25 protein-coding genes are annotated in these 21834 nt (G+C 61.9%); 10 read left to right on the top strand and 15 right to left on the bottom strand.

Translation table 11 applies throughout. The features are described 5' to 3' along the window. The first annotated feature begins 33 nt into the window (after nt 1-33). Together dxs and ACX3YF_RS10665 are read left to right on the top strand one after the other, a co-directional pair. Nucleotides 34-1932, top strand: a complete 1899-nt coding sequence (gene dxs, locus ACX3YF_RS10670; protein WP_448647465.1) for a 1-deoxy-D-xylulose-5-phosphate synthase — start codon at nt 34-36, stop codon at nt 1930-1932. A gap of 156 nt (nt 1933-2088) precedes the next feature. Beyond that, a complete protein-coding gene (locus tag ACX3YF_RS10665; RefSeq protein ID WP_458973715.1) occupies nt 2089-3972 on the top strand; it encodes a TonB-dependent receptor domain-containing protein in 1884 nt (627 codons plus the stop codon). 120 nt (nt 3973-4092) lie between these two features. On the opposite strand, the gene ACX3YF_RS10660 is transcribed toward ACX3YF_RS10665, so the two are convergent. From ACX3YF_RS10660 to nrdR, 12 genes are all read right to left on the bottom strand, one after another. After that, nucleotides 4093-4893 carry a cobalamin-binding protein gene (locus ACX3YF_RS10660; RefSeq protein ID WP_458944244.1) on the bottom strand — a complete coding sequence of 267 codons (801 nt, stop codon included), beginning with the start codon at nt 4891-4893 and terminating at the stop codon, nt 4093-4095. Beyond that, a complete protein-coding gene (locus ACX3YF_RS10655; RefSeq protein WP_458944243.1) occupies nt 4893-5312 on the bottom strand; it encodes an MFS transporter in 420 nt (139 codons plus the stop codon). The genes ACX3YF_RS10660 and ACX3YF_RS10655 overlap by 1 nt, the downstream gene beginning before the upstream one ends. Continuing rightward, nucleotides 5309-5926 carry a GTP cyclohydrolase II gene (gene ribA / locus ACX3YF_RS10650; protein ID WP_047533858.1) on the bottom strand — a complete coding sequence of 206 codons (618 nt, stop codon included), beginning with the start codon at nt 5924-5926 and terminating at the stop codon, nt 5309-5311. Before ribA ends, ACX3YF_RS10655 begins: the two co-directional genes overlap by 4 nt. Before the next feature lie 150 nt (nt 5927-6076). Next, nucleotides 6077-6814, bottom strand: coding sequence for a substrate-binding periplasmic protein (locus ACX3YF_RS10645; protein ID WP_130209767.1), 738 nt, complete (start codon nt 6812-6814; stop codon nt 6077-6079). Between the two features lie 43 nt (nt 6815-6857). Next, on the bottom strand, nt 6858-7361 hold the full coding sequence (locus tag ACX3YF_RS10640; protein WP_047533863.1) for a phosphatidylglycerophosphatase A family protein: 504 nt from the start codon (nt 7359-7361) through the stop codon (nt 6858-6860). Then, nucleotides 7358-8323: a thiamine-phosphate kinase gene (gene thiL / locus ACX3YF_RS10635; RefSeq protein ID WP_130209765.1), complete on the bottom strand. Its 966-nt coding sequence runs from the start codon at nt 8321-8323 to the stop codon at nt 7358-7360. The genes ACX3YF_RS10640 and thiL overlap by 4 nt, the downstream gene beginning before the upstream one ends. 23 nt (nt 8324-8346) lie before the next feature. Next, entirely contained in the window at nt 8347-8847 is a 501-nt protein-coding gene (gene nusB, locus ACX3YF_RS10630; RefSeq protein ID WP_103403407.1) for a transcription antitermination factor NusB, read from the bottom strand. Next, nucleotides 8844-9320 carry a 6,7-dimethyl-8-ribityllumazine synthase gene (gene ribH, locus ACX3YF_RS10625; protein ID WP_003228649.1) on the bottom strand — a complete coding sequence of 159 codons (477 nt, stop codon included), beginning with the start codon at nt 9318-9320 and terminating at the stop codon, nt 8844-8846. The genes nusB and ribH overlap by 4 nt, the downstream gene beginning before the upstream one ends. 91 nt (nt 9321-9411) lie before the next feature. Continuing rightward, nucleotides 9412-10503, bottom strand: a complete 1092-nt coding sequence (gene ribBA, locus ACX3YF_RS10620; protein WP_130209764.1) for a bifunctional 3,4-dihydroxy-2-butanone-4-phosphate synthase/GTP cyclohydrolase II — start codon at nt 10501-10503, stop codon at nt 9412-9414. Nucleotides 10504-10519: 16 nt separating this feature from the next. Then, nucleotides 10520-11185: a riboflavin synthase gene (locus ACX3YF_RS10615; protein WP_008059524.1), complete on the bottom strand. Its 666-nt coding sequence runs from the start codon at nt 11183-11185 to the stop codon at nt 10520-10522. Between the two features lie 47 nt (nt 11186-11232). Next, nucleotides 11233-12366 carry a bifunctional diaminohydroxyphosphoribosylaminopyrimidine deaminase/5-amino-6-(5-phosphoribosylamino)uracil reductase RibD gene (ribD, locus tag ACX3YF_RS10610; protein ID WP_448647472.1) on the bottom strand — a complete coding sequence of 378 codons (1134 nt, stop codon included), beginning with the start codon at nt 12364-12366 and terminating at the stop codon, nt 11233-11235. Next, nucleotides 12363-12827, bottom strand: a complete 465-nt coding sequence (nrdR, locus tag ACX3YF_RS10605) for a transcriptional regulator NrdR (protein WP_003228656.1) — start codon at nt 12825-12827, stop codon at nt 12363-12365. Before nrdR ends, ribD begins: the two co-directional genes overlap by 4 nt. 127 nt (nt 12828-12954) lie before the next feature. On the opposite strand from nrdR, the gene ACX3YF_RS10600 reads away from it, so the two are divergent. Genes ACX3YF_RS10600 through trxA form a run of 3 tightly spaced genes read left to right on the top strand, consistent with a single transcriptional unit; the run spans nt 12955 to nt 14999 of the window. Further along, the gene (locus ACX3YF_RS10600) at nt 12955-13419 is read left to right on the top strand and encodes a YbaY family lipoprotein (protein WP_458973714.1); all 465 of its coding nucleotides are present in this window, start codon (nt 12955-12957) and stop codon (nt 13417-13419) included. Next, nucleotides 13416-14072, top strand: coding sequence for a class I SAM-dependent methyltransferase (locus ACX3YF_RS10595; RefSeq protein WP_130209758.1), 657 nt, complete (start codon nt 13416-13418; stop codon nt 14070-14072). The genes ACX3YF_RS10600 and ACX3YF_RS10595 overlap by 4 nt, the downstream gene beginning before the upstream one ends. A gap of 54 nt (nt 14073-14126) precedes the next feature. After that, on the top strand, nt 14127-14999 hold the full coding sequence (gene trxA, locus ACX3YF_RS10590) for a thioredoxin (RefSeq protein ID WP_458973713.1): 873 nt from the start codon (nt 14127-14129) through the stop codon (nt 14997-14999). Nucleotides 15000-15103: 104 nt separating this feature from the next. Here the strand turns inward: trxA and ACX3YF_RS10585 are convergent, their stop codons facing one another. Further along, nucleotides 15104-15442 (bottom strand): hypothetical protein, encoded by a 339-nt coding sequence (locus ACX3YF_RS10585; protein WP_130209754.1) that lies wholly within the window; start codon nt 15440-15442, stop codon nt 15104-15106. Nucleotides 15443-15578: 136 nt separating this feature from the next. Here ACX3YF_RS10585 and ACX3YF_RS10580 point away from each other — a divergent pair, with 136 nt between their 5' ends. The 5 genes from ACX3YF_RS10580 to ACX3YF_RS10560 all read left to right on the top strand — a co-directional run bounded on the left by ACX3YF_RS10580 (nt 15579) and on the right by ACX3YF_RS10560 (nt 19711). After that, the gene (locus tag ACX3YF_RS10580; protein ID WP_458973712.1) at nt 15579-16163 is read left to right on the top strand and encodes a DUF2796 domain-containing protein; all 585 of its coding nucleotides are present in this window, start codon (nt 15579-15581) and stop codon (nt 16161-16163) included. Nucleotides 16164-16298: 135 nt separating this feature from the next. After that, nucleotides 16299-17009 (top strand): ABC transporter ATP-binding protein, encoded by a 711-nt coding sequence (locus ACX3YF_RS10575; RefSeq protein WP_047533892.1) that lies wholly within the window; start codon nt 16299-16301, stop codon nt 17007-17009. A 1-nt stretch (nt 17010) separates the two neighbouring features. After that, nucleotides 17011-18276 (top strand): ABC transporter permease, encoded by a 1266-nt coding sequence (locus tag ACX3YF_RS10570; RefSeq protein ID WP_047533894.1) that lies wholly within the window; start codon nt 17011-17013, stop codon nt 18274-18276. A gap of 11 nt (nt 18277-18287) precedes the next feature. Continuing rightward, nucleotides 18288-18806 carry a DUF3299 domain-containing protein gene (locus tag ACX3YF_RS10565; protein ID WP_288096527.1) on the top strand — a complete coding sequence of 173 codons (519 nt, stop codon included), beginning with the start codon at nt 18288-18290 and terminating at the stop codon, nt 18804-18806. 206 nt (nt 18807-19012) lie between these two features. Next, complete coding sequence (locus tag ACX3YF_RS10560) at nt 19013-19711, top strand: OmpW/AlkL family protein (protein ID WP_130209748.1); 699 nt, start codon at nt 19013-19015, stop codon at nt 19709-19711. 140 nt (nt 19712-19851) lie between these two features. Here the strand turns inward: ACX3YF_RS10560 and ACX3YF_RS10555 are convergent, their stop codons facing one another. Together ACX3YF_RS10555 and ACX3YF_RS10550 are read right to left on the bottom strand one after the other, a co-directional pair. Further along, nucleotides 19852-20781 carry an NAD-dependent epimerase/dehydratase family protein gene (locus tag ACX3YF_RS10555; protein WP_458973711.1) on the bottom strand — a complete coding sequence of 310 codons (930 nt, stop codon included), beginning with the start codon at nt 20779-20781 and terminating at the stop codon, nt 19852-19854. Next, complete coding sequence (locus ACX3YF_RS10550) at nt 20774-21658, bottom strand: sugar nucleotide-binding protein (protein WP_103403396.1); 885 nt, start codon at nt 21656-21658, stop codon at nt 20774-20776. The genes ACX3YF_RS10555 and ACX3YF_RS10550 overlap by 8 nt, the downstream gene beginning before the upstream one ends. Nucleotides 21659-21834: the final 176 nt, after the last annotated feature.

The following is a 21834-nucleotide window of genomic DNA, read 5'->3' as shown; positions in this document are numbered from 1 at the left end:
GCCGCATCTTTTATACCTATAACGATTCGCCTGATGCCCACGACGTTTCATGAGATTCCCCGCAAGCGCCCAACCACGCCCCTGCTCGACCGCGCGAACACGCCGGACGGCCTGCGCCGGTTAGGCGAAGCCGAGCTGGAAACCCTGGCCGATGAGTTGCGCCTGGAATTGCTCTACACGGTCGGTCAGACCGGTGGGCATTTCGGCGCCGGCCTGGGCGTGATCGAGCTGACCATCGCGTTGCATTACGTCTTCGACACCCCGGACGACCGGCTGGTGTGGGACGTGGGTCATCAGGCTTATCCGCACAAGATCCTCACCGGTCGTCGCGAGCGCATGGGCACCCTGCGCCAGAAGGACGGCATCGCCGCCTTCCCGCGCCGCTCCGAGAGCGAATACGACACCTTTGGCGTCGGTCACTCGAGCACCTCGATCAGCGCAGCGCTGGGCATGGCGATTGCCTCCCGCCTGCAAAACAATGATCGCAAGGCCATCGCGGTGATCGGCGACGGCGCCTTGACCGCCGGCATGGCGTTCGAAGCGCTGAACCACGCGCCGGAAGTGAACGCCGACATGCTGGTGATCCTCAACGACAACGACATGTCGATCTCGCGCAACGTCGGTGGCTTGTCCAACTATCTGGCGAAGATCCTGTCCAGCCGCACCTACGCCAGCATGCGCGAAGGCAGCAAGAAAGTACTGTCGCGTCTGCCCGGCGCCTGGGAAATCGCCCGGCGCACCGAAGAATACGCAAAAGGCATGCTGGTCCCCGGCACCCTGTTCGAAGAGCTGGGCTGGAACTACATCGGCCCGATCGATGGCCACGACCTGCCGACCCTGATCGCCACCCTGCGCAACATGCGCGATCTGAAAGGCCCGCAGTTCCTGCACATCGTCACCAAGAAGGGCAAGGGCTTCGCGCCTGCTGAAGTCGATCCGATCGGCTACCACGCGATCACCAAGCTCGAACCGCTGGACGCCCCTGCCGCTGCGCCGAAAAAGGCCAGCGGGCCGAAGTATTCCGGTGTGTTCGGCGAATGGCTGTGCGACATGGCCGCGGCCGACCCGCGCCTGGTGGGCATTACCCCGGCGATGAAGGAAGGCTCCGACCTGGTGGCCTTCAGCGAGCGCTTCCCGCTGCGCTACTTCGACGTGGCGATTGCCGAGCAGCACGCCGTGACCCTTGCCGCCGGTATGGCCTGCGAAGGCGCGAAACCGGTGGTGGCGATTTATTCGACCTTCCTGCAGCGCGGCTACGACCAGCTGATCCATGACGTGGCAGTGCAGAACCTCGACGTATTGTTCGCCATTGACCGTGCAGGTCTGGTGGGCGAAGACGGCCCGACGCACGCCGGCAGCTTCGACCTGTCGTTCCTGCGCTGCATCCCCGGCATGCTGGTGATGACCCCGAGCGACGAAAACGAGCTGCGCAAAATGCTCACCACCGGCCATCTGTACGAAGGTCCGGCGGCTGTGCGCTACCCGCGTGGCACCGGCCCGAATGCAACCATCGAGAAGAACCTCGAACCGATCGAAATCGGCAAGGGCGTGGTTCGCCGTCAAGGCCGCAACGTCGCCCTGCTGGTGTTTGGCGTGCAACTGGCCGAGGCGCTGAAAGTCGCCGAGACGCTGGACGCCACCGTGGTCGACATGCGTTTCGTCAAACCACTGGACGAAGCACTGGTCCGGGAAATCGCCGCCAGCCATGAGCTGCTGGTGACCGTCGAGGAAAACGCGATCATGGGCGGCGCCGGCGGCGCGGTCAGCGAGTTCCTTGCCCGGGAAAACATCCTCAAGTCGATGCTGCACCTGGGCTTGCCGGACACTTACGTCGAACACGCCAAGCCTGCGCAAATGCTGGCCGAGTGTGGATTGGACGAGGCCGGAATCGAAGCCGCGATCCGCGAACGGCTGCAGCTGCTTAACCGCTAAACACACTTTCCCTGTGGGAGCGGGCTTGCCCGCGAAGAGGCCGGCTTATCCAACATCAATGTTGGCTGTGCCGACGCCTTCGCGGGCAAGCCCGCTCCCACAGTGTTTTGTGGGCTCTCAAAACTGTATTTGCCTCAACGCACCCTCGGACTATCAATGAAGTTTGCCCGCGTCGCCCTGCCCCTGCTTCTGCTACCCACCGCCAATACCCTCGCTGACACTTTCGAACGCGATCAAGCCCTGAAACTGCCCGACGTGCTGATCAGCGCCAACCGCCAGGTCGAAGCGCGCAATGACAGCAGCGCCGCCAACACCGTGTTCACCCGCGAAGACATCGACCGCCTGCAACCGGACAGCGTCACCGATCTGCTGCGTCGAGTGCCGGGCGTGCAAGTGGCGCAAACCGGTGGTCGTGGCAGTTTGCCGGGGGTGTACATTCGCGGCACTCAATCGGCCCAGAGCCTGGTGCTGGTGGACGGCCAACGGATCGGCAACTCGACCTCCGGTGACAGCAACCTGCAACACATCAACATCGAGCAGGTCGAGCGCCTGGAAGTGCTGCGAGGCTCTCGCTCGGCGATTTACGGCAGCGATGCGATTGGCGGCGTCATCCAGATCTTCACCCGTCGCGGCGGCGAGCAAGGCTTGCAACCGCGCCTGCACATGGGCTTTGGCAGCCACCAGACCTGGGAGCGCAGCCTCGGCCTGTCCGGTGGCGATGAACGCACCCGTTTCAACCTTGGCACCAGCCTTGATGAAACCGCCGGGATCAACCGCACCCGCGAGTCGTATCCCAGCGATGGCGATCACGATGAATACCGCAACAAGTCGCTGAGCCTGAGCCTGAGCCACGCACTCACCGACGACATCGAAATCGGCGCCAACCTGCTGGATAACCGTGGCAAAAGCGCGTTCGACAACCCGTTTGGCCGCTTCGACCTGGCGACATTCGAGTCGGTGCAGCAACAGCCCTACAGCGAATTCGACGTGAGCAGTGTCAGCAGTTACCTCGATGCGCGAGTGAATGACCTCTGGAAAACCCGCCTCGAATTCGGCCACAGCGAAAACCGCGAGAAGACCCTCGACAAACTCAGCGACGAGCGCAGCGTGTTCAACACCTATCGCGACTCGCTGACCTGGCAGAACGATCTGAAGCTCAACGAGCGCAACAGCCTGATCCTCGGCGGCGACTGGTACGAAGACCGGATCAACAGCAGCACGGACTTCAACGAAGACAGTCGCTGGAACCGCGCGGCGTTCATCCAGCACCGCTACCAGACAGACCGCTTCTCCACCGAGCTGGGCTTGCGTCACGATGACAATCAGCAGTTCGGCGGCCAGAACAGCTGGAGCGGCACCTTCACGCTGCCGCTGAACCCGGACAACGAGGTCCTGCTGAGCTACAGCGAAGGCTTCCGTGCACCGACCTTCAATGACCTGTATTACCCGGACTTCAGCAACCCCGACCTGAAACCCGAAACATCAAAAAGCTATGAGCTGCAATGGCGCAGCCAGTTGACGCAGGACAGTCGCCTGGAAGCCTCGCTGTACCGCACGGACCTGGAAGACGCGATCATCTTCGGCAGCAACTCGCGCCCGCAAAACGTGGCTTCGGCACGGATCAACGGCTTTGAGGCCGCGTTGAAACAAGAGTTGTTCGGCTGGCAGAGCAACCTCGGCGTGGCGATCATTGACCCTCGCGATCGCGACACGGGCCATACCCTGGCGCGGCGTGCCCGACGCACCTTGAGCCTGGACCTGGACCGGCAGTTCGACCGCCTGGGCCTCGGCGCCAGCTGGCAAGCGGTGAGCGGAAGTTATGACGACCTGAACAATCAACAACCCTTGGGTGGCTATGCCTTGTTGGGGTTGCGCAGCAGTTGGGAACTCAATCACGAGATCAAGCTGGAGTTGAAAGTCGATAACCTGCTGGACAAGGACTACAGCCGGGTGCTGTACAGCCATGAAGGCAGTCAGTATGGGTATCGAGAGGAAGACCAAACCTGGATGTTCGGGGTGACGTGGACCCCGCAGATCTGATCTGAAATGAGCGGTGTTCGGGCTGGCCTCATCGCGAGCAGGCTCGCTCCCACAGAGATCTGCGGTGTGCTCCAATCCAATGTGGGAGCGAGCTTGCTCGCGATGGCAGGCGCCCCGGTCTCAGCGATCAGGTGCGATCAACTGGCAAAGCCTGGCTGTCGCGTTGATCATCTGGCCGCTCGGCCGCTCCAGCCCTTTATCCTCTACCAACAACAACTTTCCCTGCGCCACCGCCGCCACCTGCGGCCACGCCTTCCACGCATCGAGCTGCGCCTGATCGCCAGCCAGAATCACGTGCGGATTGCGCTGTAACACTGCTTCCAGGCTGACCTGAGGTGCCGGCAACTTCAGATCGGCAAATACGTTTTCTGCGCCACAGACTTCCAGCGCATCACTGATGATCTGCTCGCCGCCAATGGTGTACAGCGGTCGGTCCCAGACCTGATAAAACACTCGCAACGGCGTATCCCGTCGATAGCGCTGACGCAGTTCATCCAGTCGTCGGCGCAAATCCGTGGCCAATGAAGCGCCGCGCTCTGGTCGACCGAGCTGAGCGGCAATCGCCTCGATCTGTGCGGCAAGCTGTTCCAGGTTATGGGGCTCGGCGACGAAGGTCGGGATGTTCAAGCCTTTGAGTTGTTCACGCTGGGCCGGGCCGACGCTGCCGGGCCAGAGCAGCAGCAAGTCGGGCTTGAGGCTGAGCAGCCGCTCCATATCCAACTGACCGTAGCGGCCAACGGAAGGCAAGTCCTGGATTTCAGCGGGACGCTCACCGGCATCCAGCACCCCCACCAGCAGGTCGGCTGAACCCAGTTCGACAACGATTTCAGAGAGCGATGGCGCGAGACTGACGACCCGTTCGACCGCCGCCACCGAGCCGCTGACGGCCAGCAACAGAACCGCCAGCCAGGCCGCATGCATCAGCCGAGTTGACGCGGAATGCGGTAGAGGTAGAACAGCACCGTGGTCGAGAGCCCCAGCAGCACCAGCGGCACGGCTTCGAGACCGACGAACACGGCCAGGGCACCGATCCATGCCGGCAGGGCGGCGACAAGGAAGGCTGTGCGACGCTTGGCCGCCAGGCTGATCCACGCGGCAGGCTCTTCAGGGGTATCGAGGGCTTTCTGGGTGGCGATCAAGGCGTGCTTGTAAGCACCGAAAAACTTCAGGCTGACAAACATCGAAGCCACACCGGCGATGAACAACGGCATCGCCAGCACCGGCAAGATCGCTTCGCTCTGGCCGAACACGCCGTTGATCACGAACAGCGGCAACAAGGCCAGCGTCAGGTATTGCCACCAGTTGACGGACAGTCGCCGCCGCACCTGACCGCGGGTCACGCCCGGTCTACCTCGCCCTGATGTTCATTGCCCATCATGTGGTCAAGCTTGCTGGCCTTGGTCGCCAGGTAGAGTTTGTTGTGCGGATTATGACCGGTGTGCAACGGCACGCGCTCGGCGACCACGATGCCCATCTCGGTCAAGGCTTTGACCTTGCGCGGGTTGTTGGTCATCAAACGCAGGGATTTCACGCCCAGGTGCTCCAGCATCGGCAGGCACATGGCGTAGTCGCGCTGGTCGGCGGCAAAGCCCAGGCGCTCGTTGGCTTCAACGGTGTCGGCACCGCCATCCTGCAGCTCATAGGCGCGGATCTTGTTCAGCAGGCCAATGCCACGGCCTTCCTGACGCAAGTACAGCAATACGCCCCGGCCTTCGCGGGCAATCGCCTGCAACGCGGCTTCGAGTTGCGAGCCGCAGTCGCAACGCTGGCTGAACAAGGCATCGCCCGTCAGGCATTCGGAGTGCAACCGGCCCAGTACCGGGGCACCGTCGGCAATCTCGCCCAGGCTCAGGACAACGTGCTCACGGCCGGTGGCTTCATCGAGGAAGCCATGCATGGTGAATTGCGCAAAAGGCGTTGGCAGCTTGCAAGCGGCGACAAAAACGACAGGCACCTGTGTGCTCCTGATCTAAAAGTCTGAAGATTCGCAGTCGGGCATTGTAACAGCAGGTTCCGGATGACGCTTAGGCTGAATTATCGGGGATAACGATCAAAAAGTTTGATATGCCCCCTGACGACACCGCTCCCGTGAGGTGTCAGCCCTTCAGTTTTCGTCAAACGGATAAGGCTGTTTCCAGCGTTCGAAGATGGGTTTGAGCTCGCCGCTTTTCACCAGTTGTTCCATGCGCTGGTCAAACAACACCATCAGCGTACGGGCCTGCGGGGTCTTGGCGAAGCACAGATACAGCGGCAGTTCTGCGATATGGGTGCGGCGCAACTGCGATGGATCCTTGGCGCGGCTGACGACGTAATCGACCTCGGTCAACGCGTCTATATAGAAGTCGGCACGGTTGTGGGTCAGCATCGACACGATACCGGTACGCCGGATGACTTCGTCGTAATGACGCACATTGGGCAAGTAATCCTGGTAGTCGTAGCCACGAACCCACGCCAGCCGATAATTGCCCAGGGTTTCCGGGGTCGGCACCGGGCTGCTGGCCAGCCCCAGGGCGTAGATGTGATCGGTATCGAAGTTCCAGCGGGGATAGAGCAGCTCGCTGGATTCGTCGCGATAGGAACCGACACAGGCGTCGACCTCGCCACGCTCGGCCAGGCCTACGGAGCGCAGGTAGGGTTCAGTGCGGATATCGAGCTTGACGCCTGCCGGTTCGAAGACTTGTCGCAGCACGTCCCAGCCCAGCCCATGGCCGTCGGCGGCGGTATAGTCCTCCCAATCTTCGCTGGCCAGGTGAATGACCGACGGCGGCGCCACGACCTCCTGCGCTTGGGCGAGGGAGCAAAACACGGCAAGCACCATTACCATCAACCTGTGTAGAGCCATCCTTAGTTCTCCCACTTGGTGCCTCATGACCTCCACGGTCAGGTCAGGCGAAAATCCATACCAACCCCTGCATGGCCAGCCACGCAAACACACCCGCCAAAACGTCATCGAGCATGATCCCGACGCCACCGTGCACATGCCGGTCGATCCAGCGAATCGGCCACGGCTTGAGAATATCGAAGAAACGGAACATCAGGAAACCCGCCAGCAACCACTGCCAGCCTTCCGGCACCAGCCACAGGGTGATCCACATGCCGACCATTTCGTCCCAGACGATGCCTTCATGGTCGTGCACCCGCAAGTCGTCCGCGACTTTGCCGCACAGCCAGAAGCCGAACAGCATGGTGATGCCGAGCATCAGCCAGTAACCCCAGTCCGGCAGCATCTGCCACAACGGGATAAAGGGTAGCGCAACCAATGAACCCCAGGTACCGGGGGCCTTTGGCAAGGTGCCCGAGCCGAAGCCGAACGCCAGGAAATGCCACGGGTTGCGCCAGACCGACGGCGGTACGACTTCCGCCGGGACCTGTTTGGGATGATCTGTCACGGTGACTCCCGAAAATGTTGATAACCCCGGGTTTGCGGGGTGATGTCTTGCCCATCGCTATCGAGCAGCGTCACGCCCTGCCCCGCCACAATCCGCCCGATCACATGAATCGGCCAGCCTTCGGCCAGCAATGGCGGCAACTCGACGGACGGCAGCGTGAAAGCCAATACATAATCATCGCCACCGCTGAGGGCCGCGTTCTGCGCCCCCGCCTGCCCGAGTAAAGCGACCAGGGCCCCGGACAACGGCAAGCGATCGCGCTCGACCTGAACGGCGACCTTCGAGGCCAGCGCAATATGCCCACAGTCAGCGAGCAAGCCGTCGGAGATGTCCAGCGCCGCCGTTGCCTTGCCACGCAATGCCTGGCCCAGCGCCAACTGCGGTTGCGGCGACCAATAGTGCGCCAGCAGCGGATCGGCGATGGCAGGTTCGGCAGTGCGCTCGCCGAGCACCAGGGGCAAGGCGCCAGCGGCATTGCCCAGTTCACCGCCGACGCACAACAAGTCGCCCGGTTGCGCGCCGCTGCGGCTCAGGGCCAGCCCGTTGGGTACGCGCCCGAACACGGTCATGGTCATGCTCAACGGCCCGCGGGTGGTGTCACCGCCCACCAGTGCCACGCCGCAGCTTTGCGCCATCCGGTTCAAACCGCGGGCATAGGCCTGCAACCAATCGGCAGTCACCGTCGGCAAGGTCAGGGCAAGGGTAAAGGCAATGGGGGTGGCGCCCATGGCGGCCAGGTCACTGACGGCCACGGCCAGCGAGCGCTGACCGAGCAGAAAGGGATCGCAAGGGTCGGCGAAATGCACACCGGCCACCAGCGTATCGGTAGAAATCGCCAACTGCTCCCCCGGGGGAACAGCCAGCAAGGCGCAATCGTCACCGATCCCGAGGTCAACGCCTTCGCCGCCCTGCGCACAAGGCGCGGCGGCAAAGAAATTGCGGATCAGCTCAAACTCACCCATTGGGTATCCTGTTCAAGCGCAGGTTAGCGCTTGAACGCCTTCACTTCAGCTTCACGCAGACGCGGGGCCAGTTTGTCGAGCACACCGTTGACGAACTTGTGACCGTCGGTGGAACCGAAGACCTTGGCCAGTTCGATACCTTCGTTGATCACAACGCGGTACGGTACGTCGACGCGCTTGAGCAGTTCCCAGGTGGACAGACGCAGAACCGCCAGTTCAACCGGGTCGAGCTCTTCGATGGTCAGGTCCAGGCAAGGCTTGAGTGCGGTGTCGATTTCGGTCTTGAACTGCGGAACCCCGTGGAGGATCTCGCGGAAGTAAGCGCCATCGACATCGCTGAAATCGTTATCGACCCGAAACTGCGCTTCGATCTCGTTCAGCGACTGTTTGGCCATGTGCCATTGGTACAGCGCCTGGGTCGCGAGCTGACGGGCTTCGCGACGCTTGACGCTTTTCGATGGCTTGCCGGCATCCGCAGGCTTTGGATCGCGCGGGTTGAAACGATCGCTTTCGTCGCTAATCACTTGGCCTCCAACTGCGCCAGCAGGCTGACCATTTCCAGAGCGGACAGGGCAGCTTCAGCACCTTTGTTACCGGCCTTGGTGCCGGAACGTTCGATGGCTTGCTCGATGGAATCAACGGTCAGGACGCCGAAGGCAACCGGAACGCCGAACTCCATGGACACCTGGGCCAGGCCCTTGGTGCATTCGCCCGCCACGTATTCGAAATGCGGAGTACCGCCACGAATGACCGCGCCCAGGGCGATGATTGCCGCGAACTCACCCTTCTGAGCGACTTTCTGCGCAACCAGCGGGATTTCGAAGGCGCCAGGCGCACGGATGATGGTGATGTCGCTTTCGCTCACGCCATGGCGAACCAGGGCATCAACTGCACCGCTGACCAGGCTTTCAACGACGAAGCTGTTGAAACGGCCCACTACCAGAGCGTAGCGGCCTTTAGGGGCGATGAAGGTACCTTCGATGGTCTTCAGGGTCATTCGTTAGATCTCTTAAAGAGCCGGGACGCGTCTTCTACGCGCCCCTCAGTGATATTTGAACCGCGAATTCAAGGCCGGAAACAACCGGTCATTATTCGGAGGGCACGTATTCTACAACTTCCAGATCGAAACCGGATATCGCATTAAATTTCATCGGCGCGGACATCAGGCGCATTTTGCGCACACCGAGGTCACGCAGGATCTGCGAACCGGCACCGACAATGCTGTAGGTGGTCGGTTTTTTCACGGCCGCGTGGTCTGCTGTTTCGCGGATGTGCGCCAGCAACACGTCGCCATCGAGCGGGTGACCGAGCAACAGCACCACGCCGCTGCCGGCCTCGGCAACCGCAGCCATGGCGGCGCGCAGGCTCCAGCGGCCCGGTTGCTTGACCATCAGCAGGTCGCGCAGCGGGTCCATGTTGTGCACGCGGACCAGGGTCGGTTCATCAGCGCAGACATTGCCCAGGGTCAGTGCCATGTGCACGTCGCCTTCCACGGAGTCACGATAGGTCACCAGGTTGAATTGGCCCAGTTCGCTGTCCAGCGGCTGCTCGGCAATCCGCTGAACGGTACGTTCGTGGATCATCCGGTAGTGAATCAGGTCGGCGATGGTGCCGATCTTGATGTTGTGTTCGGCAGCGAAAGTTTCGAGTTCCGCGCGACGGGACATGGTGCCGTCGTCGTTCATCACTTCGCAGATCACGCCGCTCGGCTCGAAACCGGCCATGCGCGCCAGGTCGCAGGCGGCTTCGGTGTGGCCGGCGCGAGCCAGCGTACCGCCAGCCTGGGCCATCAGAGGGAAGATGTGGCCAGGGCTGACGATGTCTTCAGCCTTGGCGTCTTTCGCGGCCGCAGCCTGAACGGTGCGGGCACGGTCGGCGGCGGAGATGCCGGTGGTCACGCCGGTGGCCGCTTCGATCGAAACGGTGAACTTGGTGCCGAAACCGGAACCGTTGCGCGGCGCCATCAGCGGCAGCTTCAGCAGCTCGCAGCGCTCGCGGCTCATCGGCATGCAGATCAGGCCACGGGCGTGCTTGGCCATGAAGTTGATGTGCTCGGGCTTGCAGCACTCGGCGGCCATGATCAGGTCGCCTTCGTTCTCGCGGTCTTCGTCATCCATGAGGATGACCATCTTGCCTTGGCGGATGTCTTCAACCAGTTCTTCGATGCTATTGAGCGCCACAAGGCACCCCCTTGAGTCAGGATTTGAGGTAGCCGTTGGCGGCCAGAAAGCTTTCAGTAATGGTGCTGCCGGCCGTAGGCTCTGCGGCCTTGTCGCCGAGCAACAGGCGCTCCAGGTAACGCGCCAGCAAGTCCACTTCCAGATTCACCCGGCGACCTGGCTGGTACGACGCCATGATGGTTTCGCTCAAGGTGTGCGGAATGATCGTCAGCAGGAACTCGGCGCCATCGACCGCGTTCACGGTCAGGCTGGTGCCGTCGACGGTGATCGAGCCTTTATGGGCGATGTACTTGGCCAGTTCTTTCGGTGCGCGGATACGGAACTCCACGGCACGGGCATTCTCGGTGCGGGCAACCACTTCACCCACGCCATCGACGTGCCCGCTGACCAGATGCCCGCCAAGGCGAGTGGTCGGAGTCAGGGCTTTTTCCAGATTGACCGGACTGCCGCTTTTCAGGTCATTCATGGCGGTGCAGTCGAGGGTTTCGCGGCTGACGTCGGCCGCAAAGCCGTTGCCCGGCAATTCAACCGCCGTCAGGCACACGCCGTTGACCGCAATGCTGTCGCCCAGTTTGACGTCGCTCAGGTCGAGCTTGCCGGTTTCTACATGGACCCGCACATCTCCGCCTTTTGGGGTCAATGCGCGAATACTGCCGATGGATTCGATAATGCCGGTGAACATGGGGTTCTCCTCGAGAACAGAGCCAGCGCAGTAGCGATGGCCGGAAATTATACGCTCGCTGCTGGCAAAGGAATGGCAGTGACTCGCCAGTCATCGCCAACCGCACGAATTTCGATAATTTTGAGCGCTGGCGCGTCTTTCATTTGCGCGAGCGGCCAGTCCAGCAGTGGGCGCGCCGAGGAGCCCAGGAACTTGCCGGCCATGAAGATCTGAAACTCATCGACCAGACCTTGCTGAGCAAAAGCCCCGGCAAGACGCGGCCCCGCCTCGACCAACACCTCGTTGACTCCGCGAGCGGCCAGTTCGACCAATAACTGGCGCAGATCGACCTGGCCATCGTAGCCCGGCACGATCAGGCACTCAGGGCCGTTGGCGTATTGCTCTTCCACCGCCATGCACGTGGCGACCAGCGCCGGGCCGGCCCTGAAGAATGGCGCATCCAGCGGCACGCGCAGACGACCGTCCACCAGCACGCGCAGCGGCGGACGGCTCATGGCCAGTGCGGTTTGTTCCGCGTCCAGCCCCAGTTCATCGGCACGCACGGTCAAGCGGGCGTTATCCGCCAGCACCGTGTCGGCACCGGTCAACACCACACTGGCCTGGGCCCGCAGGCGTTGCACCGCCGAACGCGCGGCCGGACCGGTGATCCATTGGCTTTCACCGCTTTCCATCGCCGTGCGGCCATCGAGGCTCATGGCCAACTTGACCCGCACGAACGGCAAGCCGTGTTCCATGCGTTTCAGGAAGCCTTGATTGAGCTTGCGCGCCTCGCCTTCCAGCACACCGCTTTCGGTGGCGATGCCGGCCTGTTCCAGGCGTTGCAGGCCGCGACCGGCGACTTCCGGGTTCGGGTCCTGCATCGCCGCGACCACACGCGCCACACCGGCATTGACCAGTGCGTCGGCACAGGGCGGTGTCCGGCCATGATGGCTGCAGGGTTCGAGGGTTACGTAAGCGGTGGCGCCACGGGCGAGCTCACCGGCGGCGCGCAAGGCGTGGACCTCGGCGTGGGGTTCGCCGGCGCGTTCGTGCCAGCCTTCGCCGACGATCTGCCCGTCACGCACGATCACACAACCGACCCGGGGATTGGGGTGCGTCGTGTAATGACCTTTGCGCGCCAGTTCCAGGGCACGGGCCATGAAATGGGCGTCGAGGATGGCTTGTTCGGCAGGCACGCTCATTCTTTCACCGGCTCACGGGCCAGGCGATCGATCTCTTCGCGGAACTCGTTGAGGTCCTGGAAGCGGCGATACACCGAGGCGAAACGGATGTAGGCGACTTCGTCGAGCTTCTGCAGCTCGGCCATCACCAGTTCGCCGACGACGAGGGATTTGACCTCGCGCTCGCCGGTGGCACGCAGTTTGTGTTTGATGTGCACCAGCGAAGACTCCAGGCGTTCTACACTCACAGGGCGCTTTTCCAGCGCGCGCTGCATGCCGGCGCGGAGTTTTTCTTCGTCGAACGGCTGACGACTGCCGTCGGTTTTGATCAGGCGCGGCAACACCAGTTCGGCGGTCTCGAACGTCGTGAATCGCTCGCCGCAGGCCAGGCATTCACGCCGGCGGCGCACCTGTTCGCCCTCGGCGACCAGACGCGAGTCGATGACCTTGGTGTCGTTGGCACCGCAGAAGGGACAGTGCATGGTGGCAGGCAACAAAAAAAGGGAGGGCCATGGTAGCGCATCCCCGTGGCAAGACAAGCCATAGGGTTTGCGGTATACAGACGCCATGATCTATCGATCCATGGAATTTACCTTTACGGAGCTGCCAATGTCGTTACGACCGCTCATTTTGCTCAGTCTGTTCAGCCTGCTGGTGGCTTGCGGCAGCGATGCGCCCAAAACCCAGCCACCGACACCAGGCCCCGTGCCGGAGCAGGCGCAGAAGAAAGCCAGGGAGTCGGCCAACCTCGGTCCGCTGCCGGCGTATCAACGTGAACTGAGCGGCACCCTGCAAGGTGTGCCGGCAGGCGCCGAAGTCGAACTGGCGCTGCTGGTGATCGACGAAAAAGGCCGTCCGCAACAGTTACTCGCCAATTCGAGCCTGATCGGCAACAACCAGGTATTGCCCTTCCACCTGCGCTTCAATCCGGAATCCTTCCCGGCCGGTGCCCGGGTTGAACTGCGCGGCCGCGCCAGCCAGTCCGGCCAGCTGATCCTGCATCTGCCGGCGCAGCTGATCACGCAACCGAATACCCGGGTGCTGGGCCAACTGCAATTCGTCAAAGCCCCATGAGTGCTCCGCTCGACCTGCAACGGGCCTTGGGGGAATTGCTTGGCGATGCGCAATTGGTCGACTGCAAGCTGCCGGGCACCGAGCTGAAGCTGTGGCTGATCGATGGCGACAACATGGACCGCGCCTTCACCCCGGAAGAAACCCGGCGGATTCTGCATGAACCGCCTTACTGGTGTTTCTGTTGGGCCAGTGGCTTGGCGGTAGCCCGCTATCTCGCGCAATTCCCTGAGTGGGTCAAAGGCAAACGAGTCCTGGATTTCGGCGCAGGCTCCGGCGTGGCCGGGATTGCGGCGGTGAAGGCCGGAGCGCTGGAAGTGGTGGCTTGCGACCTCGACCCGCTGGCGATTGCCGCCTGTCGGGCGAATGCCGAACTCAATGACGTGCAGCTCCACTACTCGACGGATTTTTTCGCCGAAGCCGATCGCTTTGATCTGATCCTGGTCGCCGATGTGCTGTACGACCGGGCGAACCTGCCGCTACTCGATGAGTTCCTGAGTCGTGGCCAGGAGGCGCTGGTGGCCGATTCGCGAGTCCGGGATTTTCGCCATCCGTTGTATCGCCGAATCGAAATGCTTGAAGCGATGACCCTGCCGGATCTGGCGGAGCCGGAAGAGTTTCGGCATGTGAGCCTTTACCATGCGCGGCGCGCTTGAAAGCGTAGCGCCAGGCCGTATAGTTGCCCCATTCACGCTTCTACGAGATCCCCCATGAGCCAGGAAACGCCGTACATCTTCGACGCCACGACTGCCGACTTCGACCAGTCGGTGATCGAGAATTCTTTCCACAAACCGGTGCTGGTGGATTTCTGGGCCGAATGGTGTGCGCCGTGCAAAGTGCTGATGCCGATGCTGCAGACCATTGCCGAGAGTTATCAGGGTGAGTTGCTGCTGGCCAAGGTCAACTGCGACATCGAACAGGACATCGTTGCCCGTTTCGGCATTCGCAGCCTGCCGACCGTGGTGCTGTTCAAGGATGGTCAACCGGTCGACGGGTTTGCCGGGGCGCAGCCGGAATCCGCCGTGCGGGCGATGCTCGAACCTCACGTGCAAATGCCGCCGCCCGCAGCGGCCGATCCGTTCGACCAGGCCCAGGCGCTGTTCGACGACAGCCGCTTCGCCGACGCCGAAGCCATCCTCAAAGTGCTGCTGGGCGAAGACAACACCAACGCCAAGGCGCTGATCCTCTATGCCCGCTGCCTCACCGAACGCGGTGAACTGGGCGAGGCGCAAGCCGTGCTCGACGCGGTCAAGAGTGATGAACACAAGGCTGCATTGGCCGGCGCCAAGGCGCAGATCAAGTTTCTCGGCCAGGCCAAGGACTTGCCGGATGCCGCCGAGCTGAAGGCACGCCTGGCAAAAAATCCGCAGGACGATGAAGCGGTCTATCAACTGGCGGTGCAGCAACTGGCCCGCCAGCAATACGACGCGGCGCTGGATGGCCTGCTCAAGCTGTTCATCCGCAACCGCAGCTACAGCAAAGGCTTGCCACACAAGACTTTGCTGCAGGTGTTCGAACTGCTCGGCAACGATCACCCGCTGGTGACCACCTACCGTCGCAAGTTGTTTGCAGCCCTTTATTAAGCACGACCTTGCAGGAGCGAGCCTGCTCGCGATGGACATAAGGGCGCCGCAGTTATGCAGGTAGTCCGCGTCAGGATTGACGTCCTTCGCGAGCCAGCTCGCGCCTACAACCAGCGATAGAGCGGCGTATCCCCGCCGCTCTCCACCTTCACGTCCGGGCAATGGCGCAAACGCACCAACAGGCGTTTGCCCGCCGACGCATTACCGGTCAGCCCTTCCAGTTGCTCCAGCAGATCCGGCCCACTCAACTGCCCGGCCTTGCGCAATAAGTCCCTGGCAATCTGCCACAGCGCATCATCCTGATTCTGCGGTTTGGCCGGCGCGGCATTGACCTCGGTTTTTTCCACGGTCAACTGCGCCCCCAGCCGCGCCCAGTCGGCGTCATCCATCTCCAGCGTCAAATCCACCGGCCAGTCGCCGATGCTTCCGCGAATTCGCAACATGAGTCTGCTCCCGCCTGTTTCTGACGGGCATGCTCCCATGGGACTTGTGCAACGCCAAGCAGCCAGTCAAACTCTCCGCACTTACGTTATAAGATTACATAACATATTTTTCATTTTACTTTCCGGAGTGTCACCCATGCGTCGTCTGCTGCTCGCTTTGCCGTTTGCCTTGTTGCCACTGGCTGTCGCCCACGCGGCTGACGAACATGACCACGACCATGAGCACGGTAGCCTCGGCGCCCACGAACACGGTGTCGGTCGCTTGAACGCGGTGCTGGATGGTCAGACCCTGGAGCTGGAGCTGGAAAGCCCGGCGATGAATCTGGTCGGTTTCGAACATGCCGCCACCACCGATGCCGACAAGGCCAAAGTTGCCGCTGTTCGTGCTCAGCTGGAGAAACCCCTGGCGCTGTTCTCCCTGGCGAAAGCCGCCGGTTGCGAAGTGGCGAGTCAGAAACTGGAAAGCCCGCTGTTCGGCGACAAACCGGAGGCTGATGATGATCACGACGAAGATGCCAAGGACGAACATCACCACGACCACAGCGAAATTCACGCCCATTACAGCTTCACCTGCGCCACTCCCGGTGCGCTGAAGACTCTGGATCTGGCGAATATCTTCAACACGTTCCCGGCCACCCAGAAAATTCAGGTACAACTGATCGGCCCGAGCGGGCAACAAGGGGTCGAGGTGACGGCGAAGGCCGCTGCCCTGAAATTCTGATCCACCGCAAATCAAACGTGGGAGCGAGCCTGCTCGCGATGAGGCCGTAACATTCAACATCTTTGTTGACTGTTACACCGCCATCGCGAGCAGGCTCGCTCCCACAGGTTAATGAACACCACTGAAATCGGCGCCATGACCCAAGCACTCATCGAACTGTCCGACCTGGGCTTCAGTTGGCCCGGTCACCCACCGTTGCTGGATATCCCGGCGTTTCGCCTGGAGCCGGGGGAAACCCTGTTCCTCAAAGGCCCGAGCGGCAGCGGCAAGACCACCCTGCTCGGCCTGCTCGGCGGTGTGCAGAAACCGAATCGTGGCAGTATCCGCCTGCTCGGCCAGGAACTGACCGAACTCTCGGCCGGCGCCCGCGATCACTTTCGCGTCGATCACACCGGCTACATCTTCCAGCAGTTCAACCTGCTGCCGTTTCTCTCGGTGCGCGAAAACGTCGAGCTGCCTTGCCGCTTCTCCAAGTTGCGCGCCCGACGGGCGATCCAGCGCCATGGCAGCATCGATCAGGCTGCGGCCACGTTGCTTGCACATTTGGGTTTGAAAGATGAAAGCATCCTCAGTCGCCGCGCCGATTCGCTGTCCATCGGCCAACAGCAAAGGGTTGCGGCCGCACGGGCGTTGATCGGCCAACCGGAACTGGTGATCGCCGACGAACCGACCTCGGCCCTGGATTACGACGCCCGCGAAAACTTCATTCGCCTGCTGTTCGCCGAATGCCGCGAAGCCGGATCGAGCCTGCTGTTCGTCAGCCATGATCAAAGCCTTGCGCCGCTGTTCGATCGCCACCTGTCGCTGGCCGATCTCAATCGCGCCGCCACCCCGTCCGAGGTCTGAGATGTATTTGTTTCGTCTAGCCATGGCCAGCCTGGCTAACCGCCGCTTCACCGCGATCCTCACCGCGTTCGCCATTGCCCTGTCGGTCTGCCTGTTGTTGGCGGTAGAGCGGGTGCGCACCGAGGCCAAGGCCAGTTTCGCCAGCACCATCAGCGGCACCGACCTGATCGTCGGCGCCCGCTCCGGCTCGGTCAATTTGCTGTTGTACTCGGTGTTCCGCATCGGCAACGCCACCAACAACATTCGTTGGGACAGCTTCGAACACTTCGCCAGCAACCCGAAAGTGAAGTGGGCGATCCCGATGTCCCTCGGCGACTCGCACCGCGGTTACCGAGTGATGGGCACCACCGAAGCGTACTTCGAGCATTATCAGTACGGCCGCCAGCAGCACCTGGAACTGGCCGACGGTCGCGCCTTCGCCACCGATCCGTTCGAAGTCGTGCTCGGAGCCGAAGTGGCCGATGCACTGCATTACAAACTGGGCGACAAACTGGTCCTGGCCCACGGTGTCGCGGCGATCAGCCTGGTCAAGCACGACGACAAGCCCTTCACCGTGGTCGGCATTCTCAAGCGCACCGGTACCCCGGTGGACCGCACGCTGCACATCAGTCTTGGCGGCATGGAAGCCATTCACATCGACTGGCACAACGGCGTGCCGGCCAGGGGCGAAGGTCGGGTCAGCGCCGATCAGGCGCGCAACATGGACCTGACGCCGCAGGCGATCACCGCGTTCATGCTGGGCCTCAACAACAAGATTTCGACCTTTGCCCTGCAGCGTGAAATCAATGAATTCCGCGGCGAACCAATGCTGGCGATCCTGCCGGGCGTGGCCCTGCAAGAATTGTGGAGCTTGATGGGCACGGCGGAAAAAGCCTTGTTCGTGGTGTCGTTGTTCGTCGTGCTGACCGGGCTGATCGGCATGCTTACCGCCATTCTCACCAGCCTCAACGAGCGGCGCCGCGAGATGGCGATCCTGCGTTCGGTAGGCGCGCGGCCGTGGCACATCGCAACGCTGCTGGTGCTGGAGGCGTTTGCCCTGGCATTGTCCGGCGTGGTCGCCGGCGTCGCGCTGCTGTATGTGTGCATCGCTGCCGCCCAGGGTTACGTGCAAGCCAATTACGGTCTGTTTCTGCCGCTGACCTGGCCAAGCGAATATGAATGGACGCTGCTCGGTGGCATTCTGATCGCCGCGCTGCTGATGGGCAGCGTGCCGGCCTGGCGCGCTTATCGCCAATCCCTGGCCGATGGCCTGTCGATCCGTTTATGAGGACGTTGAAAATGCCCCGCGCTCTGCTTGCGCTGTTGATGCTGGTCGCCCTGCCCCTGTGGGCGGCCGAGCCGAAAGAGCTGACCTGGTCGGAAATGATCCCGCCGGACGCCCCGGCGGAAGTACCGAACATGACACCACTGCACGACCTGTCGCAGATGAGCAGCGCACTGTCCGCCGAATCCGCGCCCGCCGCCAGGCAGGACATGCCCAACGCGCCGGTGGTCAAGGCCCTTGACGGGCAAAACGTTCGCCTGCCGGGTTACATCGTGCCGCTGGAAGTGAGCGAAGAAGGACGTACGACGGAGTTTCTGCTGGTGCCGTATTTCGGCGCCTGCATCCACGTTCCGCCGCCGCCCTCGAACCAGATCGTGCATGTCAAAAGCGAAGTCGGCGTGAAGCTCGACGAGCTGTATCAGCCGTATTGGATCGAAGGTGCGATGCAGGTCAAACCCTCCACCAGCGAACTGGCCGATGCCGGGTATCAGATGGAGGCGGACAAGATTTACATCTATGAATTGCCGGAGTGAACCGTTTTTTTTGCGTCCATCGCCAGCAAGCTTGCTCCCACAGGGAATCGCGCAACCCTGTGGCAGCGAGCTTGCTCGCGAAGAGGCCCGCAAAATCGCCAACAAAATTCCGCACACCCAACTTTCATTGAGCTGAGTCAAAAGACCGAATCAAACGGCTGTTTACCATTGGACTACAAACATTTTTAACGTCCTCTGGAGCCCCCATGAACAAGTCCTTGCTCAGCGTCGCGCTGGTCTCCCTCGCGCTCGCCGCACCGCTCGCACACGCTCACGAAGCCGGTGAGATCATCCTTCGTGCCGGTGCAATCACCGTCAACCCGAAAGACGACAGCTCGAGCGTCAAAGTCGATCAGGGTCCGTTGGCGGGTACCAATCTGGGGGGCAAGGCAACCCTGAACAGCGACACACAGCTGGGTCTCAACTTTGCCTACATGATCACCAAAAACTGGGGGATCGAGCTGCTCGCGGCCACGCCGTTCGAGCATGACGTCAAACTCAAGGGCACGTCCCTGGGTGCGGCGAACGGCAAACTCGGCTCGCTGAAACACCTGCCGCCGACCCTCAGCGTCGTGTACTACCCGCTGGACGCGAAGTCCGCATTCCAGCCTTACGTCGGCGCCGGTATCAACTACACCTGGATTTACGACGAACACGTCAGCAGCGATGCCCAGGCCAAAGGCTTCAGCAACTTCAAGGCAGATAACTCCTGGGGCATGGCGTTCCAGGTCGGTGCCGATTACATGATCACCGACAACATCATGCTCAACGCCCAGTTTCGCTACATCGACATCGATACCCGCGCGACCGTGGAAAACGACGCCGTGGCACCGGGCACCCGTGCCCGCGTCAACGTCGATGTGGACCCGTTCATCTACATGGTGGGCCTGGGTTACAAGTTCTAACGGATGTTCACGTGGTGGTGAACCTGGCTTTTGTGGTGAAGGGGCTTGCCCCCTCGCCACAGGAATTAACTCGCCTCAGAAGCGAAATCCGGCCACAAAAAAGGCGCCTCCAGGGGCGCCTTTTTTGTGCTCGCTGAATCTCAGCGTCCCAACAATCGCGCCAGTCCGACACTCAACGGCGTCTGTTGCGGGCGGGTAAAGCGCTCCAGCAGACGCCGGTTGTTCGCCCGTGAATGACGGATGTCGCCGGAGCGTGCCGGGCCGTAGTTCACCGGCGGCAACTCGCCGATCACTTCCTTGAGCGCAGTGAGCATCTGCTTGAGGCTCGTCGCCTCGTTCCAGCCCACGTTGACCGCGCCGACGTCCACCTGCGGTTTCTCGATGGCTTGCACCAGCAGGCTGACCAGATCCTCGACGTAAACAAAATCGCGCGTCTGCTCACCGTCGCCAAACACCGTGATCGGCAGGCCGTTCTGCGCACGTTCACTGAAAATACTGATCACCCCGGAGTAAGGCGAAGACGGGTCCTGACGTGGGCCGAAGATGTTGAAGAAGCGGAAAATCACCGGTTCCAGCCCATGCTGGCGTCGATAGAAATCGAAGTAATGTTCGCTGGACAATTTGTCCGATGCGTAAGGGGTCAACGGCGCCTTGGGCGTGTCTTCATCGATCGGCTCACCTTCGCCATTGTTGCCATACACCGCCGCGCTGGAGGCGAACAACACGCGTTTGACACCCGTCTGGCGCATGGCTTCGCAGACATTGAGCGAGCCGATGAAATTGCTCTGGTGCGTTTTCACCGGATCGTCCACCGAGGCTTGCACCGACGCCACTGCCGCCAGGTGTGCCACGGCGCTGCAACCGGCCATCGCCCGTGCGACCAGTGCGGCATCGGCGACGTCACCGACGATCAACTCGACCTTGGGATTGTCCAGCGGCAGGTTGCTGCGCTTGCCGGTCGACAGGTCATCGAGCACCCGCACCGAATGGCCCTTGGCGAGCAAGGCATCGGCGAGATGCGAACCAATGAAACCGGCACCGCCGGTGATTAAAACGGGGCCGTCAGCCATGGCGATAGAACCTGTCGAGTAAGCCTGGAAGGGCCGCACGCCAGGCGCGTGGCTTGATCCCAAACGTGTGCAGAATTTTTTTGCAGGCCAATACCGCGTGTTGCGGTTCTTCAGCGGCGTCCGGTCGCGCGGCGTGAGCCTGGGCGGTCGGTGCTTCGATGGCCAGCGGATGCAGGGCGCGTGCCTCGGTGAGGATCGCCTGGCCCAGGGCAAGCGGCGTGGTCGCTTCATGCCCGGCGTAGTGGTAAGTGCCCCACAGCGGCGCGGCGCAGTCCAGTTGCTTGAGTACGGAGATGATCACTCGGGCAGCGTCATCCACCGGGGTCGGATTGCCCCGGCGATCGTCGGCCATCAGCAACTCTTCCGGCAGTTCGGCGCGACTGAGAAAACGCCCCAGCGTGCCCTCGGGACTGTCGTCGAGCAGCCAGCCGAAACGCAACAGCACATGTTGCGGGCACGTGGCGCGCACACTTTGCTCGATACGCCACAACGCCTGACCGCGCAGGCCCAACGGCACCGGTTCGTCTTTCTCGCTGTAGGCGGTCGCCCGGGAGCCATCGAACACGCGATAGCTCGAAGGTTGCACCAGGACGATGTTGTGATGCTGGCACAGTTCGGCCAGGCGTTCGATCGCCCGCTCCTGCCCGGCCAGACGCTGTTCGCTGACCGTCTCCGCCTGGAACCAGTCGAAGTAGTAGGCGAGGTTGATCAACGCGTCCGGGCGGGTGTCGTCGAGCAGTTGCGTCAGGCTCGCGGCATCCCAGCCGTCTTGCGGTGGGCGGGGGGCGAGGAAACCGATGTCTTCTTCCGCACCGAGGCGAATCAGCGCCTGCCCAAGGGCATTTCCGCCGCCCAGTAACATAAGGCGCATTCGCATAGAGTCAGCAGGCCCAGTCTGATTGGAACGAGGGTTTGTCGACAGCGCTCGTGAGCGGTGTCGTTGAAAGTAGCCAGAATCCTTGCATTTTGCGGGTTTAGTGCGCAACCGTCATCCGTAAAGTGTAGATGTGCGGGAATTGGGCTGCTGCGCCGCCCCAGCGGTACTTGCATCTT

The organism is Pseudomonas fluorescens group sp. PF-69 (genome assembly GCF_054481235.1).
The sequence above is the reverse complement of the archived record's forward strand: the minus strand, read 5'-3'. Positions and strand labels throughout refer to the sequence as shown.